At 69.7% G+C, this 25,468-nt stretch carries 9 protein-coding genes; 8 read left to right on the top strand and 1 reads right to left on the bottom strand.

All coding sequences use genetic code 11. The features are described from left to right. Positions 1 to 15: 15 nt before the first annotated feature. The gene (locus B207_RS42360) at positions 16 to 1,809 is read right to left on the bottom strand and encodes a hypothetical protein (protein WP_154675476.1); all 1,794 of its coding nucleotides are present in this window, start codon (positions 1,807 to 1,809) and stop codon (positions 16 to 18) included. 416 nt (positions 1,810 to 2,225) lie between these two features. Here B207_RS42360 and B207_RS0119480 point away from each other — a divergent pair, with 416 nt between their 5' ends. The 8 genes from B207_RS0119480 to B207_RS0119515 all read left to right on the top strand — a co-directional run bounded on the left by B207_RS0119480 (position 2,226) and on the right by B207_RS0119515 (position 25,436). Beyond that, the gene (locus B207_RS0119480; RefSeq protein ID WP_018638285.1) at positions 2,226 to 3,014 is read left to right on the top strand and encodes an RNA polymerase subunit sigma-24; all 789 of its coding nucleotides are present in this window, start codon (positions 2,226 to 2,228) and stop codon (positions 3,012 to 3,014) included. Further along, positions 3,011 to 5,131, top strand: a complete 2,121-nt coding sequence (locus B207_RS0119485; protein ID WP_018638286.1) for a type IV secretory system conjugative DNA transfer family protein — start codon at positions 3,011 to 3,013, stop codon at positions 5,129 to 5,131. The genes B207_RS0119480 and B207_RS0119485 overlap by 4 nt, the downstream gene beginning before the upstream one ends. Continuing rightward, entirely contained in the window at positions 5,128 to 6,276 is a 1,149-nt protein-coding gene (locus B207_RS38565; protein WP_084692219.1) for a hypothetical protein, read from the top strand. The genes B207_RS0119485 and B207_RS38565 overlap by 4 nt, the downstream gene beginning before the upstream one ends. Positions 6,277 to 6,579: 303 nt before the next feature. Beyond that, positions 6,580 to 7,740 carry a serine/threonine-protein kinase gene (locus B207_RS0119495; protein WP_018638288.1) on the top strand — a complete coding sequence of 387 codons (1,161 nt, stop codon included), beginning with the start codon at positions 6,580 to 6,582 and terminating at the stop codon, positions 7,738 to 7,740. A gap of 83 nt (positions 7,741 to 7,823) precedes the next feature. Continuing rightward, positions 7,824 to 10,889: a DEAD/DEAH box helicase gene (locus B207_RS34610; protein ID WP_063820942.1), complete on the top strand. Its 3,066-nt coding sequence runs from the start codon at positions 7,824 to 7,826 to the stop codon at positions 10,887 to 10,889. Further along, entirely contained in the window at positions 10,886 to 16,300 is a 5,415-nt protein-coding gene (locus B207_RS0119505; protein WP_018638290.1) for a hypothetical protein, read from the top strand. The genes B207_RS34610 and B207_RS0119505 overlap by 4 nt, the downstream gene beginning before the upstream one ends. Then, complete coding sequence (locus B207_RS0119510; RefSeq protein ID WP_018638291.1) at positions 16,297 to 23,091, top strand: DEAD/DEAH box helicase; 6,795 nt, start codon at positions 16,297 to 16,299, stop codon at positions 23,089 to 23,091. Before B207_RS0119505 ends, B207_RS0119510 begins: the two co-directional genes overlap by 4 nt. Beyond that, complete coding sequence (locus tag B207_RS0119515) at positions 23,088 to 25,436, top strand: UvrD-helicase domain-containing protein (protein WP_018638292.1); 2,349 nt, start codon at positions 23,088 to 23,090, stop codon at positions 25,434 to 25,436. The genes B207_RS0119510 and B207_RS0119515 overlap by 4 nt, the downstream gene beginning before the upstream one ends. The last annotated feature ends 32 nt before the right edge of the window (positions 25,437 to 25,468 follow it).

Raw genomic sequence — 25,468 nt, forward strand, 5'->3', positions numbered from 1 at the left:
AGTGGCACTGGGTGTCTACATGCCCAGACCGGGCTCCGGCGATTCGGGTACTTCTTCTGCTTGGTGTTCAGGGCTGCTGAGGTCGGGATCTGTTGCGATGCTGTCTTTGGTCTCAGGGGTGGATCCCGATCTGGCGGCGGATGCGTCGATTATTTCGTCGGGGAAATGTCGGGCGGCGAGAGCTGCTAGGGTGACGAGTGATTCGTCGTCACCGAGGTGTAGATCGGGGGCCGGGATGAGGAGCTCGATAAGCTTTTCTCTGGGGTAGGTGAGTGCTGTTTCAAAAGGCTGATTAGGTGCGATGAGGAGCTCGTGGCGCGGGTCGAAAACGCGGACGTAGTCGTCCTCGATCACGATCCGGGGCGGGGTGGTGGTTGGTGGAATTCCGTAGTTCGGCAAGGCCGGGAGATCAGGAGAGTCGGGGTCGAGGATCGGGTCGAGCGAGGGCCATTCCTGCGCGGGCAGGGCCGGCTGTGGGCCGGTGGGTCCGTCGGTGACGAAGGTGGCTTCGCGCAGGGTGATAAGAAGCTCGCCGTGCTCCAGAGGAATGCCGGCTTCGGTGCGGGCGTCCAGGAGCGCCTGCACGGTGGGCCACGCGGTGCCCGCGAGCGGCTCGACGGCGGCGGCGGGGATGCGGACGAGGTCGGGTGAGTTGCCGTCGGGTTGGACGTCGTAGGTGGGCGGGCTGTCGGGTTTGAGGATGGCGCGCAGGACGGTTCCGGTGGCGAATCTGGGGTCGTCGATGGTGCGGACCTTCGCGCCGTAGGCGAGGATGTCCGGGGCCTGGGTGCCGGTGAGGCCGGCGTCGGGCGAGCTGAGGGTTGGTTGAACGTGCTGGGCGGGGGCGAGGAGTCGCCTGTCGAGGAGCCTGCCCATGGGGTGGCCGGGTAGGCGGGCGACATCCGGGCGCCAGCCGTAGCGCAGGGAGCCGTCGTCGGCGACGACGGTATCGGTGATGATTCCGCTGGCGGGGGTGGCACCCGCCAGGCCCCGGACCTTGACGCGGCTCCCGATCGGGTAGGGCGCGGCCGGTGGAGTGAGCAGGGACTGTAACTCGTCGCTGCGGTGGGTGAGGAATTCTCGTTGCGAGGCGGTGAGCGTTCGGCGTTTCGCTCCGGCGAGTACGTGGTCGGCTATACGCCGCAGCGTGCCGTCCCCCTGCAGGTCGGATCCGAGGGGCGCGGGCAACGTGTTGGCGGCGAAGATGACGCGCTCGTCGTGCCAGATGCGGTAGGCGACTCGCAGGGCGGGGTTTTCCCGGTTGTTGAAAGCGAGTGTGCTGTCCACGACGTCGATGCGGTATGGCCCGTTCTCCCAGACACGTATGGGGGGATCCAGGCTCAGGAGCGACCCGTAGGTGGTGAGTCCTGAGAGCTGAGGGAGGACGACGATGCTGGCCCGCCAGGGCTGGTAGTCGGCAGTGCGAATCCATGACGAGGGTGCTGAGACCGCCGGCCTTGCGGCCGGAGTCACTGGCATTTCCTGTAGCGTCTTCTGGACGTCGGTGGGCAGTGCGAATCCGAGCCGTTCCTCGATGCCCCACAGCGTGGAATCGGTCCGGTAGACGGAGGCCGCCTCCTTCGAGGTTCCGTTTCGGAGAACCAGCTCCGCGGTAATCAGGTCGGTGCGGCGGGCAGAGCGGATGAACATCCATGCCCCGGCAGGTACTTCGATGCCGACAGCGGAGTTCGGGTGGTCAGAGTTGCCACCATTGGTCGCCATACTGATCGTGGGTTCTTTCTGCTGCAGGCAGGGCGGCACATCGACGGTCTGGCCGCCCTGCGGAGCCTGGTCGGAGACGGAGCTCAACGGCGTTCACCGACGGCTGCCGGCGCATCGCTGTCGCCGGGAGGCGATGGCGGCTCGATGCGGCTGCACCGGCGGTGAAGCCGCTGGGTTGGTGGTCGTGCACGCAGCAGGGAGTGCGGGTGGCCCGCCGCGGCGGAAGCAGCCGGGATCTGGAAATCGCCGGAGCTGGGAGCACAGTTCGTGCGGGGCCGGGAACGTTCGTGGGGCGGGACGTTGTGATGTGACGTCGGCGGGGAACGTGCGCCGGAATGACGCGGGGATCGCCGTGGCGAGTCTGCGCGGTCATGACGAACAGGACCTTCACCGGCAGCAGTCCCAGTCCCAGTCCAAGTCTCGGCATCCGGCACCGGTCTCCGTCACCGTGCCTGACGCGGTGGTGGCGTGACTGGACCGCATGGGCGGACAGCCAGGACGCAATGAACGCGGTCAGCCGGTGGCGGGAGCTCTCGCCGTTGATGGCCGGGTTCGCCGGGGCCGAGGAGGTGGTCGACGGCTGCGGCAGGGACCGGACCGTCCCGGACACGGCGGCGAACAGTCGGCTGCTGTTCCTGCTGCGCCGGGCGGGTGAGGGCGACCAGGCCGCTGCCCGGGTCGCGGTGGCCCGAGCGGTTCCGGCGCTGGTCACCAAGGCGGCGGCGCACAGCCGGAGCGGAGGCCGCGGCTTCGACGCGATCTTCGACGATCTGCTGGCGGCGGCCTGGATCGTCGTGGCGACCTACCCCGTGGTCCGCCGCCCCGAGAAGACCTGGATCAACATCGTTCTCGACACCGAACGGGCGGTCTTCGGTCGACGGCGGCTGGTCGACCGGATGACGGTGCTCGTCCCGCCGCCGCTGCTCGCCGAGCATCTGGCGGCCCGCCGGGCAGCGGTCATGGACGGTGCCGCTCGTGCCGGTGATCCACTGCTGGAGCTGGTGGAGCTGCTGGCCACGGGCCGACGCCGCGGGCTGTCGGACGCCGCGCTGCGCATCCTGATCGAATTCGGTGTCGACGGTCTGAGCTCGCAGCAGGTGGCCGCCCGCGACGGGGTGACAGACCGCGCGGTGCGACTGCGTCGCCAGCGGGCTGTCGCGGAACTGGCCGTCCTGCTCGATCTCCGTGGCAGCGCCGAGGGCTCAACGTCTCGGCCGCCGAGTACCGGCAAGGACGCCTGCACGCGGAGCGCGTCCGGTCGACGGCCTCGACCGGATGGACGAGCAGCATGACGATGGAGCGAGGCCGGTTCGGGGTCGTCTCCGGGGTGGATGCGGAGATCGTGGCCGTCGCCGCAGTGGCTCTGGCCGCGCTGTCTGCGGGCGCGATCTGGGCCGGGGCGCAGCTGGCCGCGCTGCTCTTCGGGACCCACCGCCCGCTGAAGGTGGGCCCGGGCGACGGGCTGGCAGCGCTGCCCCTGCTCGCGGTCGATCCGGCCCGTCCGGCCCGCGCCTGGCCATCGCACGCCGCGGGAGGGCTGCCGGGGCCGGTGGGGTACTGGGCGGCGACCGCGGTGCCGCTGGTAGCGGCGGCTCTGCTGTTCGGGATGGTCGCCTGGCTGGTTGTCGGCGACGGGGTGGGGGTGGCCCGGCGGCGCCGGCTCGGCATCGACCCGGAAGCACGGTTCGCCCGTCCGATTGATCTGGCACCGCTGTGGGTGGGGGCCGCTCGGCGCGGCCGAATGATCCTGGGGCGCGTCGGCGGGCCTCGTGGACGGCTCGTCGCGACCGAGGACAGCCACAGTCCGCTGGATCCCACGGTGCCCCGATGGCGGGTGAGGCGAGCGGCGCGTCGCCGAGGTCCGCGCGGCAGCGTGATCGTCCTCGGCCCGTCCCAGTGCGGTAAGACCGCCGCGCTGGCGATCCCCGCCATCCTCGAATGGGATGGTCCGCTGATCGCGCTGAGCGTGAAGAACGACCTGCTCGGCGCGACGATCGCTCGGCGCCGTCAGGTCGGTGACGTCGCCGTGTTCGACCCGGCGGGCGCCACCGGCGAGGTCGGCGCTTCCTGGTCCCCGCTCGGGGCGGCCCGCACACTGGCCGGGGCACGGCGCGCGGCCCGCTCGATCGCGAACGCCACCTCGTGGACGTCGGCATCGTCGGGTGACATGAGCTTCTGGACCGCGGCGGCCGAGGACCTGCTCGGCCAGCTGTTCTGGACCGCGGCCGCCGTCGATCTGGGCATGGACACCGTCGTCGGCTGGGTGGTGTCCATGGACAGGAACACCGTCAGCACCCTGCTGACCCCGCTGGCCTCCCACCGCAACCAGACCCTGGCCGCCGACGGCGCCCAGGTCCTCGCCGGGTTCGACGGGATCTGGGCCAACGACCGCCGGCAGATCTCCTCCACCTACCTGGTCGCCCGCCAGATGATCCAACCCTGGCAGGAACCGCGGATCGCCGCCTCCGCCATGCCGTCCCACCTCGACCTCAACTGGCTGCTCGACACCGGCCCCGACGGGCAGACAGCGAACACCCTGTATCTGAGCGCGGATCTCGACGACGCCGAACGCCTCGCCCCCGTCCTCGGCGGCCTGCTCGACGACCTGATGCGTCAGGCCTACACCCGCGTCGGCCACACCGGCGCCCCACTCGACCCGCCGCTGCTGGTCGTCGTCGACGAGGCCGGCAACTGGCCGATGCGCAACCTGCCCGGACGGATCTCCACCTGCGCCGGGATCGGCATCCAACTGATGCTGATCTACCAGAGCAAGGCACAGATCGACGCCGCCTACGGCCCGAAAGCCGATGTCATCATCTCCAACGCGGTCACCAAGGTGTTCTTCGCTGGCCTGTCCGACCGCTCCACCCTCGAGTACGCCGCCGGCCTCCTCGGCCAGGAACACATCGTGCAGACCTCCACCTCCGCCGACAGCACCGGCCTGATCGATCCCGGTGGGCGGCACGGGGTCTCACACAGCCCGACCCGGGTGGAGCTGCTGCCCTCCGCGCTCCTGCGGCAGGTCGCCCCCGGCCAGGCCCTGCTCATCCACAACACCCTTCCGCCCGCCCACCTGTTCGGCCGCTACTGGTATCTGGACGAGGACCTGCACGCCCTCGCCACCGGCTGGCGGACCTCCCACCGTGACCTTGCCCGCCAGGCCACCCGCCGCCGAATCAGCCCGGATGACGGCCCCACCCAGCGGGGATCCCCGACCGCTCGGGGACACGCAGCGCCGGAGCTTCCGAGCGACGACCAGGACGGCGGCCCGTCGGGGGAACAACCGTGGGAAGCCTTCCGGGACCTGCCGAGGTCTCCCGTCAGGCCGCCTCGGCTATTCCACCGGCTTCGTGATCCGCGCGGGGGAGCGCTCGGGAGACGGCCCAAGACTCCACGGCGGCACTGGTGACGCTGGCCTCGCCGACCGCGCCGGACAACACCCCGTTCCACTCCTTCCGGGTGGCCGGCGGATCGGTCGTTCTCGATCTGCCCTTCCGCCCGCCGCCCGGCTGGAGCGTGCGCGCCGCGACCCTCTGGCCGGACTCCCGCTCCGCCCATGGCTGGGGAGCCGACCACTGGGCAGCCGGACCCGGGGGGCGCGGATTCGTCCCCGGCCTCACCGACGTCGGTGACGTCCTCCAGTTCGCCGCAGAATCCCCGACCCCGCAGCGTGAACTGACGGCGAACGTCTGGGCGCCCCCGGAATCACGGGACGCCCCGCAGGCCCGCACGGTCCACTCCTGGTTCGGCTACCTCCACGGCATCACCCGGACCTCACTGATCGTCCGCGGGCCCTACCAGACACCCGAAGCCGCGTACTACGCGGCGCAACGCGCCCTCCAGATCGACCTCGCCCGCACCGAGGCCGCCCACGAACCGACACGCCCGGCAGAACCGCTACACCCGGCCGCGCCACCCGTCGCCGTCAGCCTCGATTACCACGGCGACACCGCCACCGTCGGAGACCCCTACCACGGCTGGATCACCATCCCCAGCCGCGACCTCGCTAGCGCCCTCATGCTTCCCCACCACGAGCTCCTCCGCCACCTGCACCGCCACGTCCCCCACCTCAACGGACGGGAACCCCAGATCACCCTCGCCGCCCTGGCCGCCCGCCACCTCCCACACCAGCTCCCCGACCTCCTTGCTCAGCCGCGCGGGGGAGCGCCCTCCGAGCCCGACGCCTCGGCACCCGCCACGCCCACGCCCACAGGACCAAGTGATGCCACTACAGACGGACAAGCCCCGCCGTCGGCAACAACCCGGAGCGCCGGCCCGTCGGATGAGCGCTACGACATGGCGGAGGCAGCGGAAGCAGAGCCACCTGATCCACGTAGACCAGCAGGAACGTCACCTGATCAGGCCGATGCGCCACCGAACCATGACGCCGCCCTGGCGGCTGCTCGTTTATCTCCGAGGTCGCCGGGCGCCGATCCGGCCGCCGAGACTGCCGCCGGGGAGCCCGGCACCGGCGACGCTGCTGCCGATCTTGCTAGTACCGGCTGGACCCCACCCGATGCGATGCCTCCCGATTCGGGACTAGAAGTGCCGTGAAGCGCATCGCTGAATGCCGCCTTCATGATCATAGTTGACATCAGGCTTCTGATGCCCACTGTGAGGCCACGTCGCCGATCGACGCCGGTCTCCTCTCCCTTGACTGGTCTCACGTAGCCGAACGTTCAACATCATATTCATGGCGCTACGATCTCTGCTTGGCCCACTTGAGTGCTATCGCGCTGATGTGGTGCTGAGGGCGGTCGAAGCCTGACTGGTGGTTGAACGCTTGGAACGCAAGAACTGAGCGACCGGACGCGAGAGGACGCTGCCGGTGGCGGGCCTGCGGGGGGTGGGACGTCGATGGTGAGCGGTGCGCCTGAGCTGATCGGTCGTTACGTCGTGGATCGGGAGCTCGGCTCCGGCGGCATGGGCGAAGTGTTCCTCGCCTACTCGCCGGCTGGTGATCCCGTGGCGGTGAAGCTGATCCGTAGTGATCGGTTGGACCCGGTCGCGCGCGACCGGTTCGAGAAGGAAGCACAGATCGCCAGGACGATCGTCGGGACGAACCGGGTGGCACGGTTTCTGGACGCCGATCCGTACGCCGCCCGGCCCTGGATCGCGATGGAGTACATACCGGGCAGCACCCTGGCCGCCGAGGTCGATGCTCACGGGCCGCTGTCGGTGCCGCTCGTGGCGAGTCTGGCCGCGCTGCTCGCCGAAGGGCTGGAAGCTGTCCACACGGCCGGCCTGCTGCACCGGGACCTCAAACCGCAGAACGTCATCCTGGGTGAGTACGGCCCGGTGCTGATCGATTTTGGTCTCGGGGCCTTCCTGGACTCGGCGAAGGGCAGCCTCTCGCACACCGGCATGGTCATCGGCACGGTGCGTTCCATGCCTCCCGAGCAGGCCACAGGCAATCCCAAAGTCACTCCGGCCGCGGACGTCTACGGGCTGGGGGCGGTCCTGCTCTATGCGGCCACGGGACATAGTCCGTACGACGGCGTTCGGTGGGAGGCCATCGCCAGTCAGGTCGCCGACCCCAACCACCTTCCCGACCTTGGCGGCCTGCCGGCAGAGCTGGTGCCGTTGGTTTCGTCGATGCTCGCCTACGAGCCTGAGGTCAGGCCTGCGCTGAGCGCTGTCATGACCCAGAGCACAGGACTGCTGACCGAGGCTGGTATCTCGCCGGTGGAGGCCCGCTATGCCCTGATCGATCGGACGAGGGAAGACCGGTCGGCAGCGCACGTACCGGCCGCGCGTAGAGATCTTCTGGTGCGTGTCGCAGAAAAAGTTGATCTCTCGGAGACGGATGCACGTCTGCGTAGTCCGCTTGACCACCCACCGCAGGAACGCGAACCGGAAACGAAGGCCCTGCCGGAGACAAGATCCGGTCGGGAACAGCCCGGAGACGTCGACTCTGGACCTGCTCCCCCTGGCGGAGACGGCGGGAAGAAGCTACCTGCGTCGCGGCGAGTGGCCGAGGAGCTGCGAGAGCAGTACGCCATGCGGCTTGAGCTGTAGTCGAGCTGTCGCTCGACATCTGCAGGCAGCACAGGAGAATGGCAGGCTGCGTTCGAGACGAGGTGGGCGGGGGCTTGACCAGAGTGACGGAGACGCGGGACAGCGAAGCGGGTCCCTGCGGCTTTGATACGGAGGATCACGCGGACACTCCGGGACGGGCGGGCAGGTTCGCACCAGGGGCTCAGGTCCGGGTCCGGGACGAGCAGTGGCTTGTCCGCAAGGTGAGCGTGACCCGGCACGACGGCTGGATGCTCGACGTCACCGGGGTCTCGCCGTTCGTCCGGGGGACCGACGCCGTCTTCTACGAGGAACTCGACGACATCGAGGTTCTCGACCCGCGGCGGACCCGGCTCGTCGTCGACGACTCCCCGAATCACCGCCGTGCTCGCCTCCACCTGGAGGCGACGATCCACAAGACGGCCCTGCCCCAGACCGAGTACGGGCTCGCGATCGCCGACACCTTCCTGATGGATCGGCAGGCCCATCAGCTGCGGCCCGCCGCGCTGGCACTGTCGATGCGCAACCCGCAGCCGCGGATCCTGATCGGCGACGTGGTCGGCCTGGGCAAGACCCTGGAGATCGGCATTCTGCTCGCCGAGCTCATCCGCCGCGGGCGGGGTGAGCGGATCCTGGTCGTAACGCCGGCACACGTGCTGGAACAGTTTCAGCGCGAGCTGTGGACACGGTTCTCGATCCCGCTGGTCCGGCTGGACTCCACCGGGATCCAGCGGATGCAGCAGGAGATCCCCGCCGGCCGAAACCCCTTCGCCTACTTCAAGCGCGCCGTCATCTCCGTGGACACGCTCAAGAGCGACGTCTACGTGCATCACCTCGGTAGCACCGACTGGGACGCGGTCGTCATCGACGAGTGCCACAACCTGGTCAACCGCGGCACCAAGAACAACGACCTGGCCCGCCTGCTCGCTGACCGTACCGATGCGCTGATCCTCGCCTCGGCGACCCCGCACAACGGCAACGCCCATTCCTTCGCGGAGTTGATCAGACTTCTGGACGAGGCCGCGATCGCCGACCCGTCGAAGTACGAGGTGGCCGATCTGGAGCACCTCTACATCCGGCAGACGAAGACGTCCCCGGAGGTGCGGGACTCGCTCAAGGGCTCCTGGCCGGACAGAGGACCGTCCCTGCCGATCCTGGCCGTGGCGACGGAACGGGAACGGGCGGTGCTGGAGGAACTCGCTACCCGCTGGATCCCCGGTGAGGTGAGCGCTCGATCCGCCAGTGACCATCAGCTCTTCCCCTACACGCTTTTCAAGTCGTTCCTGTCGTCCCACCGGGCGCTGCAGGAAACGATCGCGACGCGCCTGCGCACCCTGGAACAGCCGTCGACCACGGGCCGCACCTCGTCCCGGCAGGTTGACCGTGAGGCATCCCGGCAGGCCGAACGCGCTGCTCTGCTCGACCTGCGAGGGCTGGCCGCCGACATCGACGACGGCGACTCGGCGAAGCTGACGGCACTGCTCGACGTGCTGCGGGAACTGTCGGTGGGCCCCCGCTCCGACACCCGAGTCGTGATCTTTTCCGAGCGGATCCCGACGCTCACCTGGCTGGCCCAGGTGGTGCCGGCCCGACTGGGTTTTCCCGCGACAGCGAAGAAGGACCAGAACAGGCCGTGGTCCGTCTACGGCGGGGCGGTGCAGGTGATGCACCGCGAGGCGACCAGCGACGACGATCAGCAGAAGATCGTCGAGAGGTTCGGGTTGCGCGACGACCCGGTGCGCCTGCTGTTCACCGGTGACGTGGCCTCCGAAGGGGTCAACCTACACCAGCAGTGCCACCAGCTCGTTCACTACGACCTGCCCTGGTCGCTGATCCGAATCGCACAGCGCAACGGTCGGATCGACCGCTACAACCAGCAGCACCCGCCGGAGTTCCGGGCGCTGCTGCTCACCAGCGACGTCGTCTGGCGCACCGACGAGGAGACCGGAGAGCCCCTCCCGTTCGATGATCGTCTTGTCGGCGCCAAGCTGCTGCGGCGCGAGGAGCAGGCCCACCGGATCGAGGGCTCCGTCGAGGCTGCCACCGGTATCTACCGGGAGAAGGAGGAAGAGGACCGGCTCACCCGGGATCTGATCGCCGGCCGCACCGTCGATCAGTCGATCGCCGCGTCGCGCCAGGACGCCCCCGACTTCATGGCCGGGCTGATGGGCAACGTCGGCGCCGACCCGGGAATCGCCCCGGTGTCCGTTGCCACCGTCCCGACCCTGTTCGCGTCCACCGCGGCGTACTTCGAGGAGGCCCTGCGCCAGATCTGCCCGACGAGCCCCGAGAACGACCTGGCCGTGCGCTGGGAGGACGACGGCACCATCGCCTTCGAACCACCCACCGACCTGCAGTACCGGCTGCGCGCACTGCCACGTTCCTACCTGAGCGAGCAGGGGATCATACCAGGCCGGACGGAACCCGGCCGGCTGCGGATCACCTTCTCCAAACCACTGGGCAAGAAGCGGCTCGCCGCTGCATTGACGTCGTCGGCGACGCAGTGGCCCACCGTCAGCTACGTGTCGCCCATCCACCCGGTGCTCGACTGGGTGACGGACAAGGTCCTGGCTTCCCTCCGCTACGACGAGGCCTTCGTCCTCGCCTACCAGCCCGATCTCACCGAGGCCGGTAAACGCGACGGGTACCGGTCCGAGGACCTCGCCGGCCCGGCTTTCCTGGTCCAGGGCATCTACTCCAACGCCCTCGGCCGGCCGACCATCGTGGAGTGGATGGCCATCCTCGGCCTGCCTGGCGCCGGTCGGGTGGTTCCGATGAACGCCGACTTCCTGACGGTCTTCGGGGTCGGCCCGCAGATGCCCGGCCGCCGGGCCACCGCGCAGGAGCTGGACGATCTGCAGGGCCTCGTCCCGCAGGCGGTCAGGCACGCCCAGCGACACCTTGAGCTGCGCGCCGACGAGTACGCCGAACGTATCGACAGGGTCCTCGCCCCCTACCAGCGGCGCGTCCAGCGATGGTCGCAGGAGGCCCTGTTCGCCTCCACCGACCGGACGGAGACCGTACGCAGGCGGGAGGACCTCGTCGCCTCACTGCGTAGCTCCGGGGCACCGATGATGCGCCTGCTGGCGGTACTCACCCCCCAGAGCCCCGCCGCCGTCGCAACCGACGACACCACGGCGGTGGGGCGGTGAGCCTCGACTTCGACTCGCTCACCAACCGCGGTGAGTACCTGGCCGCGCACTACTTCGCCGAGCAGCTCGACCAGGACCTCAAGAAGGGCTTCTTCGAATCCTGGACCCGCCGCGAAGGTGACGAGCACGACCCGAGACGGACCCCGCGCCAGCTGCTTCGCGAGCTGCGGGGTGACTACCTGTCGGAATCGTTCCGCCGGTTCTTCGCCGCGGCCGCGCTGCAGGACGCCGAAGCAGTCGCTGCCGGCGACGAAATCGGCTCCCAGCTGCGCACCTACAGCAACCCACTGTGGACGGATCGGATCAGGTCCTGGCACCGGAAGGTCCTCGGAGCGCTCGGCTTCGCCCCCGGCCCGGACCGGGACCGCCTGACGGTGCACCGCGCCGGGCGTGAGCACGAGGTGAGCGTCGCCTGGCACGGGGACGGCATCGTCGCACTGGACTGCGGATGGGCGGCAGCCCCCGACACCGCGCTGGATGCCGACGGCCCCGCACGGCTGCTGCACCCGCTGCGGGTCAGCGCGGGCGAGTTCTACCCGGCCGGCCCGGCGCTGGCCACCTGGCTGTTCCAGAGCAGGCTCGGCGGACCGGACGGCGCGTACCCACGGTTCGTGCTCCTGCTGTGCGGCGGCGTGCTCGTGCTCGCGGACCGCCGGTCCTGGGCCGAAGGCCGCTTCCTCGCGGCGAACCTCGACGTCGCCCTCGAACGCAACGACCAGCGCCAGCTCGGCGAACTGGCCCTCATCGCCGCCCTGTTCAGCCGGGAGATGCTGACCCGCGCCGAGGACGGCGAAGACCCGCCGATCGACCTGCTGCTGAAGGCTTCCACGGAAAACGCCGTCGGGGTCTCCTCCGAACTGCGTGCGGGCCTGCGCCGCTCTGTCGAGATCATCGCCAACGAGGTGCTGGCCCGCCTCGACGCTGCCGGGGTCGAACCCCGCCAGGTCGAGAACCCCCGCATCCCGTTCGCCCGCGAGCTCACCCGGGAGACGCTGCGCTACCTCTACCGGATCCTGTTCCTCCTCTACGCCGAGGCACGTCCCGAGCTGGGCATCCTGCCCGCCGACGACGGCAGCTACGAGGCCGGCTACTCGGTGGCCCGGCTGCGCGACCTCGTCGAGCGTGACGAGCAGCTGCCCGAGGAGGAGAGCCGCAACGGCTTCCATCTCTTCGCCTCCCTGGACCTGCTCTTCGACAAGGTCAACAACGGTCACCGCCGGTACGGGACGGAACCCGGCGACGATCTCCCCGGAGACGATGCCCAGACCCGGGCGCACAAGGCGAAGGAGCGCAGCGAGGACCGCGGTCTGCGGTTCGAACCACTGCGCAGCGAGCTGTTCGAACCGGCTGCCATCCGCCTGATCGGCCGTTCGCTGCCCGACCCCCGGTATGCCGAGGACGACCCGTCGCGGCGACTCGACCTGCGGCTGCGTAACGTCGCCCTGCACGAGGTGCTGCGGCTGCTGACCATGAAGAAGGCGTCCCGCCGGGGTGACCGCGGTGGCTTCATCTCCTACCGCAACCTCGGCATCAACCAGCTCGGCGCCGTGTACGAGGGCCTGATGTCCTACACCGGCATCATCGCCACCGAGGAGCTGTGCGAGGTCGCCAAGGGCGGCGACCCGGAGAAGGGGTCGTGGCTGATCCCCGCGAAGCGGCAGACCGAGTACCCGCCGGAGACCCTCGTCCACTACGACGAGCACGACATGCGCCGAGGCCGGCGCGGGCCGAAGCGCTACCAGCCCGGCGAGTTCGTCTACCGCCTGTCCGGGCGGTACCGGGAGACGACCGCCTCCTACTACACTCCCGAATCCCTGACCAGGGGCACCGTCGAGCTGGCCCTCAAACACCGGCTTGACCAGGAACGCAGCGCCGACGACAAGGTGATCGAGACGCCTGCCGCGGAGCTGCTCCGGTACCGGATCTGCGAGCCGGCGCTCGGGTCAGGAGCATTCCTCAACGAGGCGATCAACCAGGTCGCCGAGGAGTACCTGCGGCGCCGCCAGAAGGAGCTCGGGGTCAGCATCCCGGCAGCCGACCTGCTGACCGAGAAGCAGAAGATCAAGGCTTACATAGCCCTGCACAACGCCTACGGCGTGGACCTGAACGAGACCGGCGTCGAGCTCGCCGAGGTCTCCCTGTGGCTCAACACGATGCACCCGGGTATGCAGGCGCCGTGGTTCGGGCTGCACCTGCGCCGCGGGAACTCCCTGATCGGTGCCCGCCGCGCCGTCTACGCCGAGGCCGACATCGACTCGGCGAAGAAGGAGTGGCTTCGGGCGAAGGACACCCTGACCCCGACAACGCTGCCGTTCCGGCACGGCGAGCAGCACCAGCCCCTGCCGAAGGGCGCCGTGCACCATTTCCTGCTGCCGACCCCGGGCTGGGCGGCGGTCACCGGATCGTCGGAGGCCAAGAAGCTCGCCAAACCGGAGGTGGAGCGGCTCGCCGCCTGGCGGAAAGGCGTTCTGCGGCGCCCGGCGAAGAACCAGCCCGCCCGGCTCCGTGACGCCGCCCGGCGCGCCGAGTTCCTGTGGTCGCTGGTCATCCGGCGGATGGAGATCTCCGAGGACGCGATCGCCCGCCGCATCGACGTGTGGGGGGACGACCCGAAGGACCCCGCGTACAAGTTCCTGCGTCGGCCCGCGCACGCCGTTCCCAAGGAGAAGGTCTTCGAGGACCTCTTCAACGCCGTCGACACCCCGTACTGGCGACTGAAGACCATCATGGACGCCTGGTGCGCCCTGTGGTTCTGGCCGGCGGCCCAGGCCGGGCAGCTGGACGGCACCGCCCCGGCCTACGCGGAACGTCCCACCGCGAGCAGCGCCGCCGATCTCTCCAACCTGCTCGGTGGAGCCCTTCTGGTCGACGAGGACCTTCTGAGGGCCGCACGACTGCTTCCCTCCGCACCGGACGACCGCTACACCGCGGAGACCCTCGACCTGTTCGATGTGACGACGGAACCCGCGCCCACCCCGGATCTAACCGGCGACAGCACGGGCAGGGCGAAGCGGAAGCATCTGGGGCTGGCGCCGGACAAGAAGCCGACGGTTCCGACCCGGCGGCCCGTCATCGCGCTGAAGGACCTCGACGACTGGCTGGACTTCCTGGAAGCGATGCTTGGAACGAGCGACGTACCCGCCGGAACCCTCATCGAGAGGTTCACCACCCTCGACGCGCTCAAGGAGTTCGAGAAGCAGCTGCCCGGCTTCATGAATATGGACAGCTCCGACCCGGAACAGCGCTTTCCCTGGCTGCACACCGTCCGCGACATCGCGGTCGAGCAGGGCTTCCTGCACTGGGAGCTGGAGTTCGCCCTTGTCTTCGCCCGCGGCGGCTTCGACCTGCAGATGGGCAACCCGCCCTGGGTACGGCCCCGCTGGGACGAGGATGCCGTCCTCGCCGAGTACGAGCCCTGGTTCAAGCTGGAGCAGAAGGCCTCAACCGCCGACAAGACCCGGCGGCGCGATGCTCTCCTCGCGGAAGCAGAGCCGTCCGCGTACGCTCTCGCGGAGCAGACGAGTATCGGTGCCCAGGTCGCGCTGTTCGGCTCACCGCAGATGTACCCGCTGCTGGTCGGCACACAGCCCGACCTGTACCGGGCGTTCATGTCCCAGGTGTGGGCCCATGCGTCGGGCGCGGGCACCATCGGTATGGTCCATCCCGACACGCACTTCACCGGGGAGAGCGAGGGGCCTATCCGGGCGGCGGCCTACCGAAGGCTGCGTGTCCATGGAGACTTCGTGAACGCCGGCCAGCGCTTCTTCCCTGAACCAGTCGGCCACACCGCCCACTTCGGCGTGCACGTCTACGGCGCCCCCCAGGAGATCGACTTCGACCATCTCTCCTGGCTGGTCTCGGTGGACGCACTGCGGCATTCGGCAGCCGACGACGGCTCGGGCGAGATACCGGGAATCCGGTACCAGAACAAGAAGTTCGACGAGCGCCCGCACCGGAGCAGGGTCGTCCGCGTCACCCCCGCCCTGCTGGCGACGTGGCAGCGCCTGCTCGGCGAGCAGGACAAGCCGGTGGAAGAGGCCCGCCTGCTGTTCCCCGTCAGCACCGCGGAGGCAACGGCGATCGAGGCTCTCGCGCAGTATCCGACGCGGCTGGCCACCCTCTCGCCGGCAATCACACGTGGATTCGACGAGGCTGGGGTGAAGGACGGAAACCTCATCGACTACAACCGCCCGGACCCGGCGACTGATCGTGAATATCAGCCCGACAGGTGGCGGAAGGTGGTCCTGAAAGGGATCCAGCTCGGGGTCGCGACTCCCGTGTTCAAGCGCCACGACGCCAACAGCAACGATCCCTACGGGATCAATCTGGTCGACCTGCCGCCGGACTTCGTGCCGGACACCCAGTACGTGCCGGTGGAGGGCTGGAGCGGGGTGTATCGGGTCGCGCAGGAGCGCTGGGTCGACCAGCGGGCGCTGGCCCGGTTGCGCTCGAACGAACGAGCGGCTGTCCGTGCGCGGGGGGTGGTGGCCCTACGCCGGGCTATACCGGAGGCGGTGGTGGATCCGACCGAGGTCGACGCGCTGCTGGTAAGTGCGGCGCGGCGCCGGTACACGACCTTCTACCGGCTCGCCTGGCGCAGGCAGGTCGCGCCCAACACCGAGCGGGCCCTGTACGCGGCGCTTATCCCACCCGGCCCAGCGCATGTAGATGCCGTGCACAGCTTCACCCTGTCGGACACCGCTCTGCTTGCGTTGATATCGGGCTTCTGGGCATCCCTGCCGCTTGATTACTTCCTGCGGGCCACTGGTCGAGGTGATCTCAGGGTTGCAGGAGCGAAAGCGATGCCGAGTCCGATGCCGGACCACCCGCTTGCCCGTCCTCTGCTGCTTCGGACGCTGCGACTGAACTGTCTCACCCAGGCCTACCGGCGGTTGTGGGCGGAGGTGTATGACCCCGCCTGGGCGGAGTCGGAGCGGTGGGCCGTCGACTGGCCGGGGCTGCAGCCGCTGCATGACGTCACGCCGGAGTGGCGGGCGGAGACTCCGCTGCGCTCCGAGCGGGCGCGGCGCTCGGCGCTGGTCGAGATCGACGCACTGGTGGCGGTCTGGCTTGGGATGGACGCCGACGCTCTGATCGCCGCCTATCGCGGGCGGTTCCCCGTGCTGCAGAAGTACGAGGCGGTCACCTGGTTCGACGCGGACGGCTGGAAGCTGGCCGGTAACGCCCGCACGTTCGGCCAGCGGCAGTCGAAGGTGAGCTGGGCACAGCTCGAGGCGTTCCAGGCCAACCCCGGCGCTGTGCCGCCGCCCGACGGTTACACCGCACCGTTCTACAAGGCCGAGCGGGAGGCCGAGATGCGCGCGGCCCACGCTGTCTTCCAAGAGCGTCTCAACGCTGCCGTCGCCCGAGGGGAGTGGGACCCGGCCACCCAGGAGGTGCCGCACCGGTGAGGCCGACACTGGAGGCGCGTGGGCTCAAGGAGAGCCTGCTGCAGTACCTGTCGACGACCTACGCCCTCACCGACGAGGGGGCGCGCGAGTCGCTGCACCGGTTCCTCGGTGACGAGACGTCCGGCATGTTCCGCGGCCCGTTCCTGAGGATCAGGACGCCGTTCACCGTTGCCGGCCCGGGCTGGCGTGACCTGCTGGGCTGGACCCGCGCCGACGGCTGGACCCCGTACACCCACCAGGCCCAGGCGTTCGCCCGGCTGAGTTCCGCCGGTGGCCGCATCCCCCGGCCGACGCTGATCACCACCGGCACGGGTTCGGGTAAGACCGAGGCGTTCCTGTACCCGGTGCTGGACCACTGCGTGCGGGAACGGGCCGCGGGGCGCCGCGGGGTCAAGGCGATCTTCCTGTACCCGATGAACGCGCTGGCCACCGACCAGGCGGAGCGGATCAACACGCTGCTCGCCGAGCACCTGCCGACCAGCGGTGTCCGGGCCGGGCTGTACATCGGCGACCGGGCGGTCACCCACTACGAGCGGGTCCACACCCGCCGCGAGGACATGCGGCTGCTCCCGCCCGACATTCTGATCACCAACTACAAGATGCTCGACCTGCTGTTGCTGCGCGCCGCCGACATGCCGCTGTGGGCGGGGGCGGACATCCGCTATGTGGTGGTGGACGAGTTCCACACCTACGACGGGGCGCAGGGCACCGATGTGGCGATGCTGCTGCGCCGACTGGCCGCCGCGGTGGGGGCGGCGCGGCCGGGCGCGCCGCTGGGCGCGATCTGCCCGGTCGCCACGTCGGCGACCCTCGGTTCGGGTACCGGCCCCGCCGGGACGCGCAGCCTGCTGGAAGTCGCCTCGCAGGTCTTCGGTACCACATTCGACGCGGATTCGGTGATCGCGGAGAGTCGTCAGACGGTCGAGGAGTTCATCCCCGTCAGTGACTTCGACCGGTACTTGCCGATGCCGCTGCCCGAACAGCTCGCCGCCCTGCCCGACCCCGCGAGCGGGGAGGAGGCGCTCACCGACCTCGTCGAGGCGGTGACCGGGGCGCGAGACCTGGATCCGTTCCAGCTCGGCGAGAGACTGCGGCGGCACATGCTGACCGCGGCGGTCATGCGGTCCCTGGACGGCGGGGTGCACACCGGCCCCGAGGTCCTGGACATGATGTGGCGGATCGGTGCCCAGTCCTGGGTGCAGACGATCACGCGGCAGCCGGAGGTCGCGGCCGTGGCCCTGGCCCGGTTCGTGGCGTTGCTGTCGACCGCCCGCGATCCCGGCTCGACCGCCGAACGGCCGCGTCCCTTCGTGCACGTCGAGGTGCACCAGTGGGCCCGGTCGGTGTCCCGGCTGGTACGCGGCGTGCTGCCGTGGCCGAAGGCGGAGTTCCGCTGGGACAGCGCCGGCGTCGTCGACTCCCACAGCGGGAGCCCGACCCGGACCGCGCCGGTGACGGTGGCGACGTCCGGGCAGTCGGCGAACCTGTTCCTGCCCGCCGTGTACTGCCGGGAGTGCGGGCGGTCGGGCTGGGCGGTGTTCTCCCCGGAGAGCGACGACCACGCGTTGCACTTCGACACCCACAAGATCCGCCGGGCCTCCACCAGCCAGGAGAAGATCCGGGTCCGGAACCTGATCACGGCCACCGACCGGGAGGCACGGGAAGGGTCCGGCACCGCGCCGCTGGCCGTGGCCCGCGCCGGGGGGAAGAAGAGCGCTCTGACCACCGGCGGCGGCGGGACGCTGATGGTGCTGGACGGTACCGACTACCGGCTGCGGCTGCCCGACCCGGTGAAGGACTACGACCCGACGAGCGGTGAGCCCACCCTGGCGGCCCGCAACTCGGCGTTCGTCCTGGTCACCATCGGGGAGACGGCGAACACCGCGGCACGTGAGGACTGGTGCCCGGCCTGCGGGGAACGCAACGCGATCCGCTACCTGGGGACCGGCGCGGCAGCGCTCGCCGCGGCCTCGATCACCCACCTGTTCACCGGTGGGGAACTCGACGAGGACATCGGTGAGGACAAGACGCTGATGTTCAACGACTCGGTGCAGGACGCCGCGCACCGGGCCGGGTTCGTCGCCAGCCGCTCCTACACCTTCTCCCTGCGCGCCCTGCTCAAGAAGCATCTGAGCGAGGACCGGCCGACCGCGCTCAACGACCTGATCGCGGACGTGGTCGCCGAGACCACCGACCCGAAGACGCTCCGCGCCGTGGTCAGCACCGACCTGCACGACTTCCCCGGCGTCAGCCGGCTGCTGTCCGGCCAGGGCCGTGGCGGTGACCTGCGGACATGGCGGCTGATCGGCGAGCGGCTCGCGTTCGAGTCGCTGATGGAGTTCGGCTTTCGGTCCCGTAACGGACGGACCCTGGAACTGACCCGTACCGCGGCCGCCCAGATCCGCATCGCCGACCCGGCGGCAGCGGCGGCCCTCGTCCGGTCGGTGCATCTGGAACCCGTGCGGGGCGGGCTACCGCCTGTCGAACAGGACGACGCGCGCTACCTGGCCTTCCTGCGGGTCCTGGTGGAACGGCTGCGGACCCGCGGCGCGATCAGACATCGGTGGCTGGCGGGATACCTGCACGAGGCGGGCACCAACCGCTACCGCATCTGGGGCGGCCGGCCGGCGGGTATGCGGGCGTTCCCGAAGGGGGTGGCCGCGCCGGTGTTCCTGCTCGGCCGGCCGAAGGCCGGCAGCGAGTTCGACGCCGCGACCGGCCGGTTGAGCTGGTACGAGCGCTGGGCGCAGCGCTGCCTCGAACTGCCCCGCGAGCAGATCCCCGACTTCTGGAGCCGCCTGCTGCCAGAGCTCGTCTCCGCCGGGCTGCTGTCGGTCGGAGTTCCCGCCGACAGTTCCGCGCGGATCTACGGGCTGCACCCGGGTGCCGTCGACATCCAGCTGCTCGGCGACGACGAGGTGAACAGCGCGTTCGTCCGCTGCCCGGTGTGCTTCTGGGAACAGACGGTGCACCCCGCGACACTCGGGCAGTGGCATGGGCAGCCCTGCCCGTCCTACCGCTGCCGCACCGGCCGGCTCGTCGCCGGCGACCAGCCCGCGGAGCTCGGGATCCACCATCGGGACCGGGACTACCGGGCGGACTACTACCGGCACCTGTACCGCCGGGCCGGCACCTACCAGGTGATCACCGCCGAGCACACCGGCCTGCTCAGCCGCCCCCAGAGAGAACGCGTCGAGGCGGCGTTCAAACGCGGCGACGGGTTCAGGGACCCCAACGTGCTGTCCTGCACCCCGACCCTGGAGATGGGCATCGACATCGGTGACCTCTCCGCCGTCGTGCTGGCTGCGCTGCCGCGACGCCCGGCCAACTACGCGCAGCAGATCGGCCGCGCCGGGCGGCGCACCGGCAACGCGTTCCTGCTGACCATCCCCGAGCGCAGCCGGCGGGACCTGTACTTCCTCGACCAGCCCCGCGACATGATCGACGGTCTGATCGTGCCGCCCGGTTGCTACCTGTCCGCCATCGAGATCCTGCGCCGCCAGTACCTGGCGCATCTGCTCGACCTGGCCGCCGGTGGGCGGCTGCCCCGCCCTGATGGTGCTCCGCTGCCGGCCCTGCCATTGGCCGCGCCCGCACTGTTCGGCCCGTCCGGCTACCTCGCGGACCTGGTGGCCGCCGCGCTCGCCCAGGGGGAGCAGCTCGTCGAAGGGTTCCTCGCGCTGTTCCCGACCGGGGTGAGTACCCAGGCGCAGAGCGAGCTGTGGACCTACGCCACCCGGGGGCTGCGCAGCGCCGTCGAGGAAGCCGAGCGGGAGTGGCGGCGTACCGAGGAGATGCTGCGCGGCCGCCTGCGGATGATCGGTGAGGCGCAGCAGGAGCTGCACGACTCCGACCCCGCCCAGGCGCGGCAGAAGGACGAGCTCGACGCCGAACGCCGGGCTGTCGGCAAGATCCTCCATGAGCGCGGGATGACCCCTGCGCAGAACGCCCTGTGCGATCTGGGGCTGCTGCCGAACTACGCCCTGATCGACACCGTGACCACGCTCAACGCCTCGCTGTACTGGTCGGAGGGCAAGGATCCGAAGACCGGGCGGGAGCGGTTCATCTCACGGCCATGCTCCTACGACCGGCCCCGCCGCTACGCACTGTCCGAACTCGCTCCCGGCAACACCTTCTACGCCAACGGCTACCGGCACCAGATCACCGGCATGGAGGTCGGCACCCAGGCTCGCCCCCGCTGGCAGACCTGGCGGTTCTGCCAGGACTGCGGCTATGTCCGCACCGAGAACGCCGCCGCCGACCGCTCACCGTGCCCGCGCTGCCACAGCGCCCGCATCGCCGACGACGGCTCCTGCCTGCACCAGGTGGTCGAACCGGCTGTCGTCACCGCCCGTGACAAGCGGGAGGACGCCCGGATCAGCGACGACAAGGACGACCGGGAGCACCGCTACTACACCGTCATCGACGCGGTCGACATCCCGACCGAGGCCATAGAGCCGGACACCTCCTGGCGGCACACCACCGGAACCTTCGGCGTCGACTACTGCCGCACCGCGGTCATCCGACGGATCAACCTCGGCCCGGCACGCTTCGACAAACACCCTGAGGACGATCTCGCCGGCCAGCCCGTCCGGCTGAGCCCCTTCCACGTCTGCACCAGCTGCGGGGCGGCCACCGCCGACGGCAAACCGGTCTTCGACCACGACACCGACGCGCTGGACTCCTCGGCCGCCCGCAACCCCAAGGTCAAACACCACCAGCCCTGGTGCCCACTACGCCGCGGCCGTCGGCCCGAGTCCGTACTCCAGCAGCCGGTCCTGCTGGCCCACCAGCTGCGCACCGAAGCACTGCGGGTGCTGCTGCCCGCCGCGACCGTCCTGGTCGACGAACGGATCCACTCGTTCCGGGCCGCGCTGCGCCTGGGCGTGGACGCCCACTTCGGGGGAGACCCGCAGCATCTGGACACGACCCTGGCTGCGATGCGGGACACGGCGACCGGGGAACGGCGCCACTTCCTCGTCCTGTTCGACCGCCTCCCCGGTGGCACCGGCTACCTGCATCGGCTCACCGACTCCGACGCGTTCGGCGCCACGCTGGTCGAGGCCCGCCGCATCCTGCTGGCCTGCCCCTGCCAGGACGAGGGCCGACGGGCCTGCCATCGCTGCCTGCACCGCTACACCGACGAACGCTTCCAGGACATCGTCTCCCGCCGCGAAGCCCTGGAGATCCTCGCCGATCTGCTCGGTCCTGTGGACGAACTCGGCGCCCCGCTCGTCGACGGCGACGGCAACCCCGTCAGCCACTGGAAGACCGAGAAGCTTGCGCACACCGGACTGGTCGGCCTTGACCGCCAGGTCGAATCCGACCTGGAAGCGCGGTTCCTGGCCGCACTGCGCGAGTGGGTCTCCGTCGAGGACGACGCCACCCTCGACGAGGACGGGCGGGCCAGCGGCTACCTGCGTTTCGTCGACCCGGCCGGGGTCATCAACTGGCGGCTGACCGCCCAGCAGGACCTGAACTACACCCGCACCGACTTCACCTTCCGCCGGGTCGGCGGCCCCGACCAGACCGTCACGGTCTTCCTCGACGGCTACCGGTACCACGCCACCCGTCGGCACAACCGGATCGCCGACGACGCCGCCAAACGCACCCGGCTACGGGCCGACGGCCACGCCGTCTTCCAGATCACCTGGGACGACCTGGACCTCTTCGAGAAGCGCGCCACCCGCGCCGAACCGGTGTGGCCGCCCTACCAGGGCATCGCCCAACAGCAGGCGAAGAGCGTCTACGAACAGCTCGGCGGGCAGCGCGCGCACCTGGCCGACGCGGTCTTCGTCAACCCGATCGACACTCTGCTGGCCTACCTGCGCCGCCCCGACCCGGCTGTCTGGGCCCGAAGGACGGCCGCCGTCACCTCGGGGCTGATGGCCTCGTCCACCCCGATTGCCCGGGGCGTCACCTCCGCGCAGGCCCTGACCACACTGCAGGCCGAACTCGCCTCCCACAGCCCCGGTAGCGCCACGCCGGCACCACCCCCCGCTGGCGGCGCGGTGGGCGGTGGCCCGGTGCACCTGCTGCGCGGCACCGACCTGCACGGCTTGGTGGTCGTCTTCGCCCTCGACTCGTCCCACGGAACCGCCGCGCAGGACGTGCGGTGGAGCGCGGTGACGATCCTGAACGACTCCGCGGACGCCCTCGAAACCGACCCGCACCGGCTGCGCTGGCGTGCCTGGCTGTACTGGTCGAACCTGCTGCAGTTCCTCCCGCACGCCGGCGGCGACGGCCTGCAACTCGCCGGCAGCCAGGCCGTCACCTACCCGGTGGAGACCCTCGCCGTCTGCAGCGGCGCTGCTGGAACCCGCCGGCCCGTCGCCCAGCCCGCACCGGTACCCGGCAGGGAAACACCGGAAGCGGACAGAACCGCGGCTGCCGGGCGGCGTGACCCCGGCTGGGACGAGGACATCCTGCCGATCCTCGACGAGGACGAACCCGACTCACCCCTGACCAGACTGGCGCACCAGCTTGCCGACCAGGGCAGGCTCGCCCCCGTCTTCGGCTACGAACTCGGCGAGCGACGCTGGCAGGTCGACTTCGCGTGGACCGTCCCGAAGATCGCCGTTGTCGCCGACACTGCCGACGATCAGCATTCCACCGCCGCCGACGACGGTGATGGCGATGAGGGTGGTGGCGGATCGGGGGAGGAGGCGCGCAGACGAGACGCCGCCTACGCCCAGGCAGGTTGGACGACACGCACCGCGGCACAGTGGCTCGACCAGCTCGACGCCCTGCTGCGCGTGCTCCCCGAAGCGGAAGGTAACGCCACCCGATGACCGTGCAGCTGAGCCTCTACCGCAAGGCCGAGCAGGAGCTGTACCGGCTCGACCGCTCCGTGAAGGCCAAGTTCTACGACTTCTGCCACATGTTCCGAAGCAACCCGGACCATCCCGGACTCGACCTCAAACCGCTCAGGGGCGACCGCCGGATCTACCGGGCGAAAATCGACCAGTCCTACCGGGCGCTGCTGGCCAAGGCCGGCGTCGACGAACACGGCCAGGAGAACTGGCTCGTCGTCGCCGTGCGCCACCGTAAGCACGTCTACGAAGAACTGTCCGTCGCGATCAACCGGGTCACCGGCGAGATCGAGTTCGTCGACCTCGCGGTCGTCTCGGTCAGCGTGCTCCGACGGGCGGGCATCACCCTGACCCCGACCGAAACCGATACAGGCAACGACGAGCTGACCACCGAGCCGCAGCCGCAGCCGCAGCCGGGGCCGGGACCCACGCCGAAACCCGAGGTCGACCTCGGGCACACCGGCGACCAGCCTGCCCCGCCCCCACCGTTGCTGGCCGATGTCACCGCCGAGGAGCTGCGAGCCCTCGGCGTCGCTGAACAGCTCATCAACCTTGCGCTGGCCGTCACCGACAGCGTCGAACTGGACCAAATCCTCGTCGGGGCACCGCTGCTCTCCACCGACGTCCTCACCGGGCTGGCCGCCGGCATGAGCATCGACGACGTCCGCAAGGAGATCACTGCCCCTGTCCAGGTCAATCTCGACGACCAGGAAGCCGACGATCTAGGGACAGCCCTGGCCCGGACCACCGTCACCACCGTCGACGACGCGCTCCGAGGCGTGATCGAAGAGGGGGACTTCCGCGCGTGGAAGGTCTTCCTGCACCCCGCCCAGGTCAAGATCGTCAGCCGTCGCTTCACCGGCCCCGCTCGGGTCTCCGGTGGCCCGGGAACCGGCAAGACCATCGTCGCCCTGCACAGGGTCAAACACCTCGTCGAGCAGCTCGACCCCGGCCAGACCAAGCCGATCCTGCTGACCACGTTCACCAAGAACCTCACCACGGACCTGCGCGCCCGGCTGGCCTCGCTGCTGGAACCCGAGCAGCTGGCCCGGGTGGACATCACCCACATCGACCAGCTCGCCGCCCGCGTCCTCAGCGAGAACGCCGGCCCGGGCGCCGGGAAACAGCGCATCTACGACACTGCGGCGCTCGGCCTGCTACGCCAGTTCCTCACTGAAATCGATGACCGCCGCTGGGATCCCGAGTTCCTGCTGGAGGAATGGGACCAGGTCGTACTCGGCCAGTCCCTGGCCACCCGCAAGGACTACTTCGCCGCCCGCCGTGCCGGACGCGGCCGATCCCTGACCCGGCCCGAGCGCAACGAGATCTGGAAGCTGCTGGAACAGCTCACCGCCCGCTTGGACAAGGACGGCCTGGAGACCTGGGGGCAGGCCGCTGAGCGCGCGGCCCGCTTCGAGATTGAACGAGCAGCCCAGGTGGTGGCCCGCAGCCAGCCGGGAGGCGACGATCCGGCTCACCGCGACGACAGCTCCGGCACCCGCTACCTACGCCACCGCTATCGGCACATCGTCGTAGACGAAGGCCAAGACCTGCGCGCCGCACACTGGAAGATGCTGCGTGCCATGGCCGCGCCCAGCCCCAACGACCTCTTCATCGCCGCGGACACCCATCAGCGCATCTATGACCACCAGGTCACCCTCGGCACCGTCGGGATCAATATCCGCGGTGGCCGCTCATCGCGACTGACGCTCAGCTACCGCACCACCAGGGAGATCCTCGGTCAGGCTATCGGCATGATCGATCCTGGCAAGGTCAGCTATGACGATCTTGACGATGGTGTCGACACCCTTGATGGTTACCGTTCCGTCCTACGGGGCCGGCGCCCCGAGCTCGTCGCCTGCGAGTCCTGGGAGGACGAGCTCACCCAGCTTGCACTGGTCATTCGGAAGTGGCGCGAGGAGATCTCTACTGGCAGCAACGGCACCCGGCATGCCCCCCGCGGCACCATGGCCGTCTGCGTCGCGGACCGTGACATGGTCATCCACGTCATCAACCACCTGACCGGCAACCAGATCACCTGCGCCGAACTCACCAAGGACGGTCCTCGCGGCGACGGCGACGTACACGTCGGCACCATGCACCGTTTCAAAGGCCTCGAGTACCAGAAGCTGGCGATCGTCGGCGCCCGCGACGGCGTCATCCCCCGCACCGCGGCGATCGAGCGCTTCCGCGAGGACGACCCTCAGCGCTACGCTCGAGAGGAGCGTAAAGCGCGGTCTCTGCTGTTCGTCGCCGCCACCCGCGCCCGCGACACCCTCCGCATCACCTGGCACGGAAATCCCAGCCCGTATCTACAGTTCTAGCGGGCCCCGGAATCCTTATCTGTGTGATGTAT

The organism is Parafrankia elaeagni, assembly GCF_000374165.1.
Classification (GTDB): domain Bacteria; phylum Actinomycetota; class Actinomycetes; order Frankiales; family Frankiaceae; genus Parafrankia; species Parafrankia elaeagni.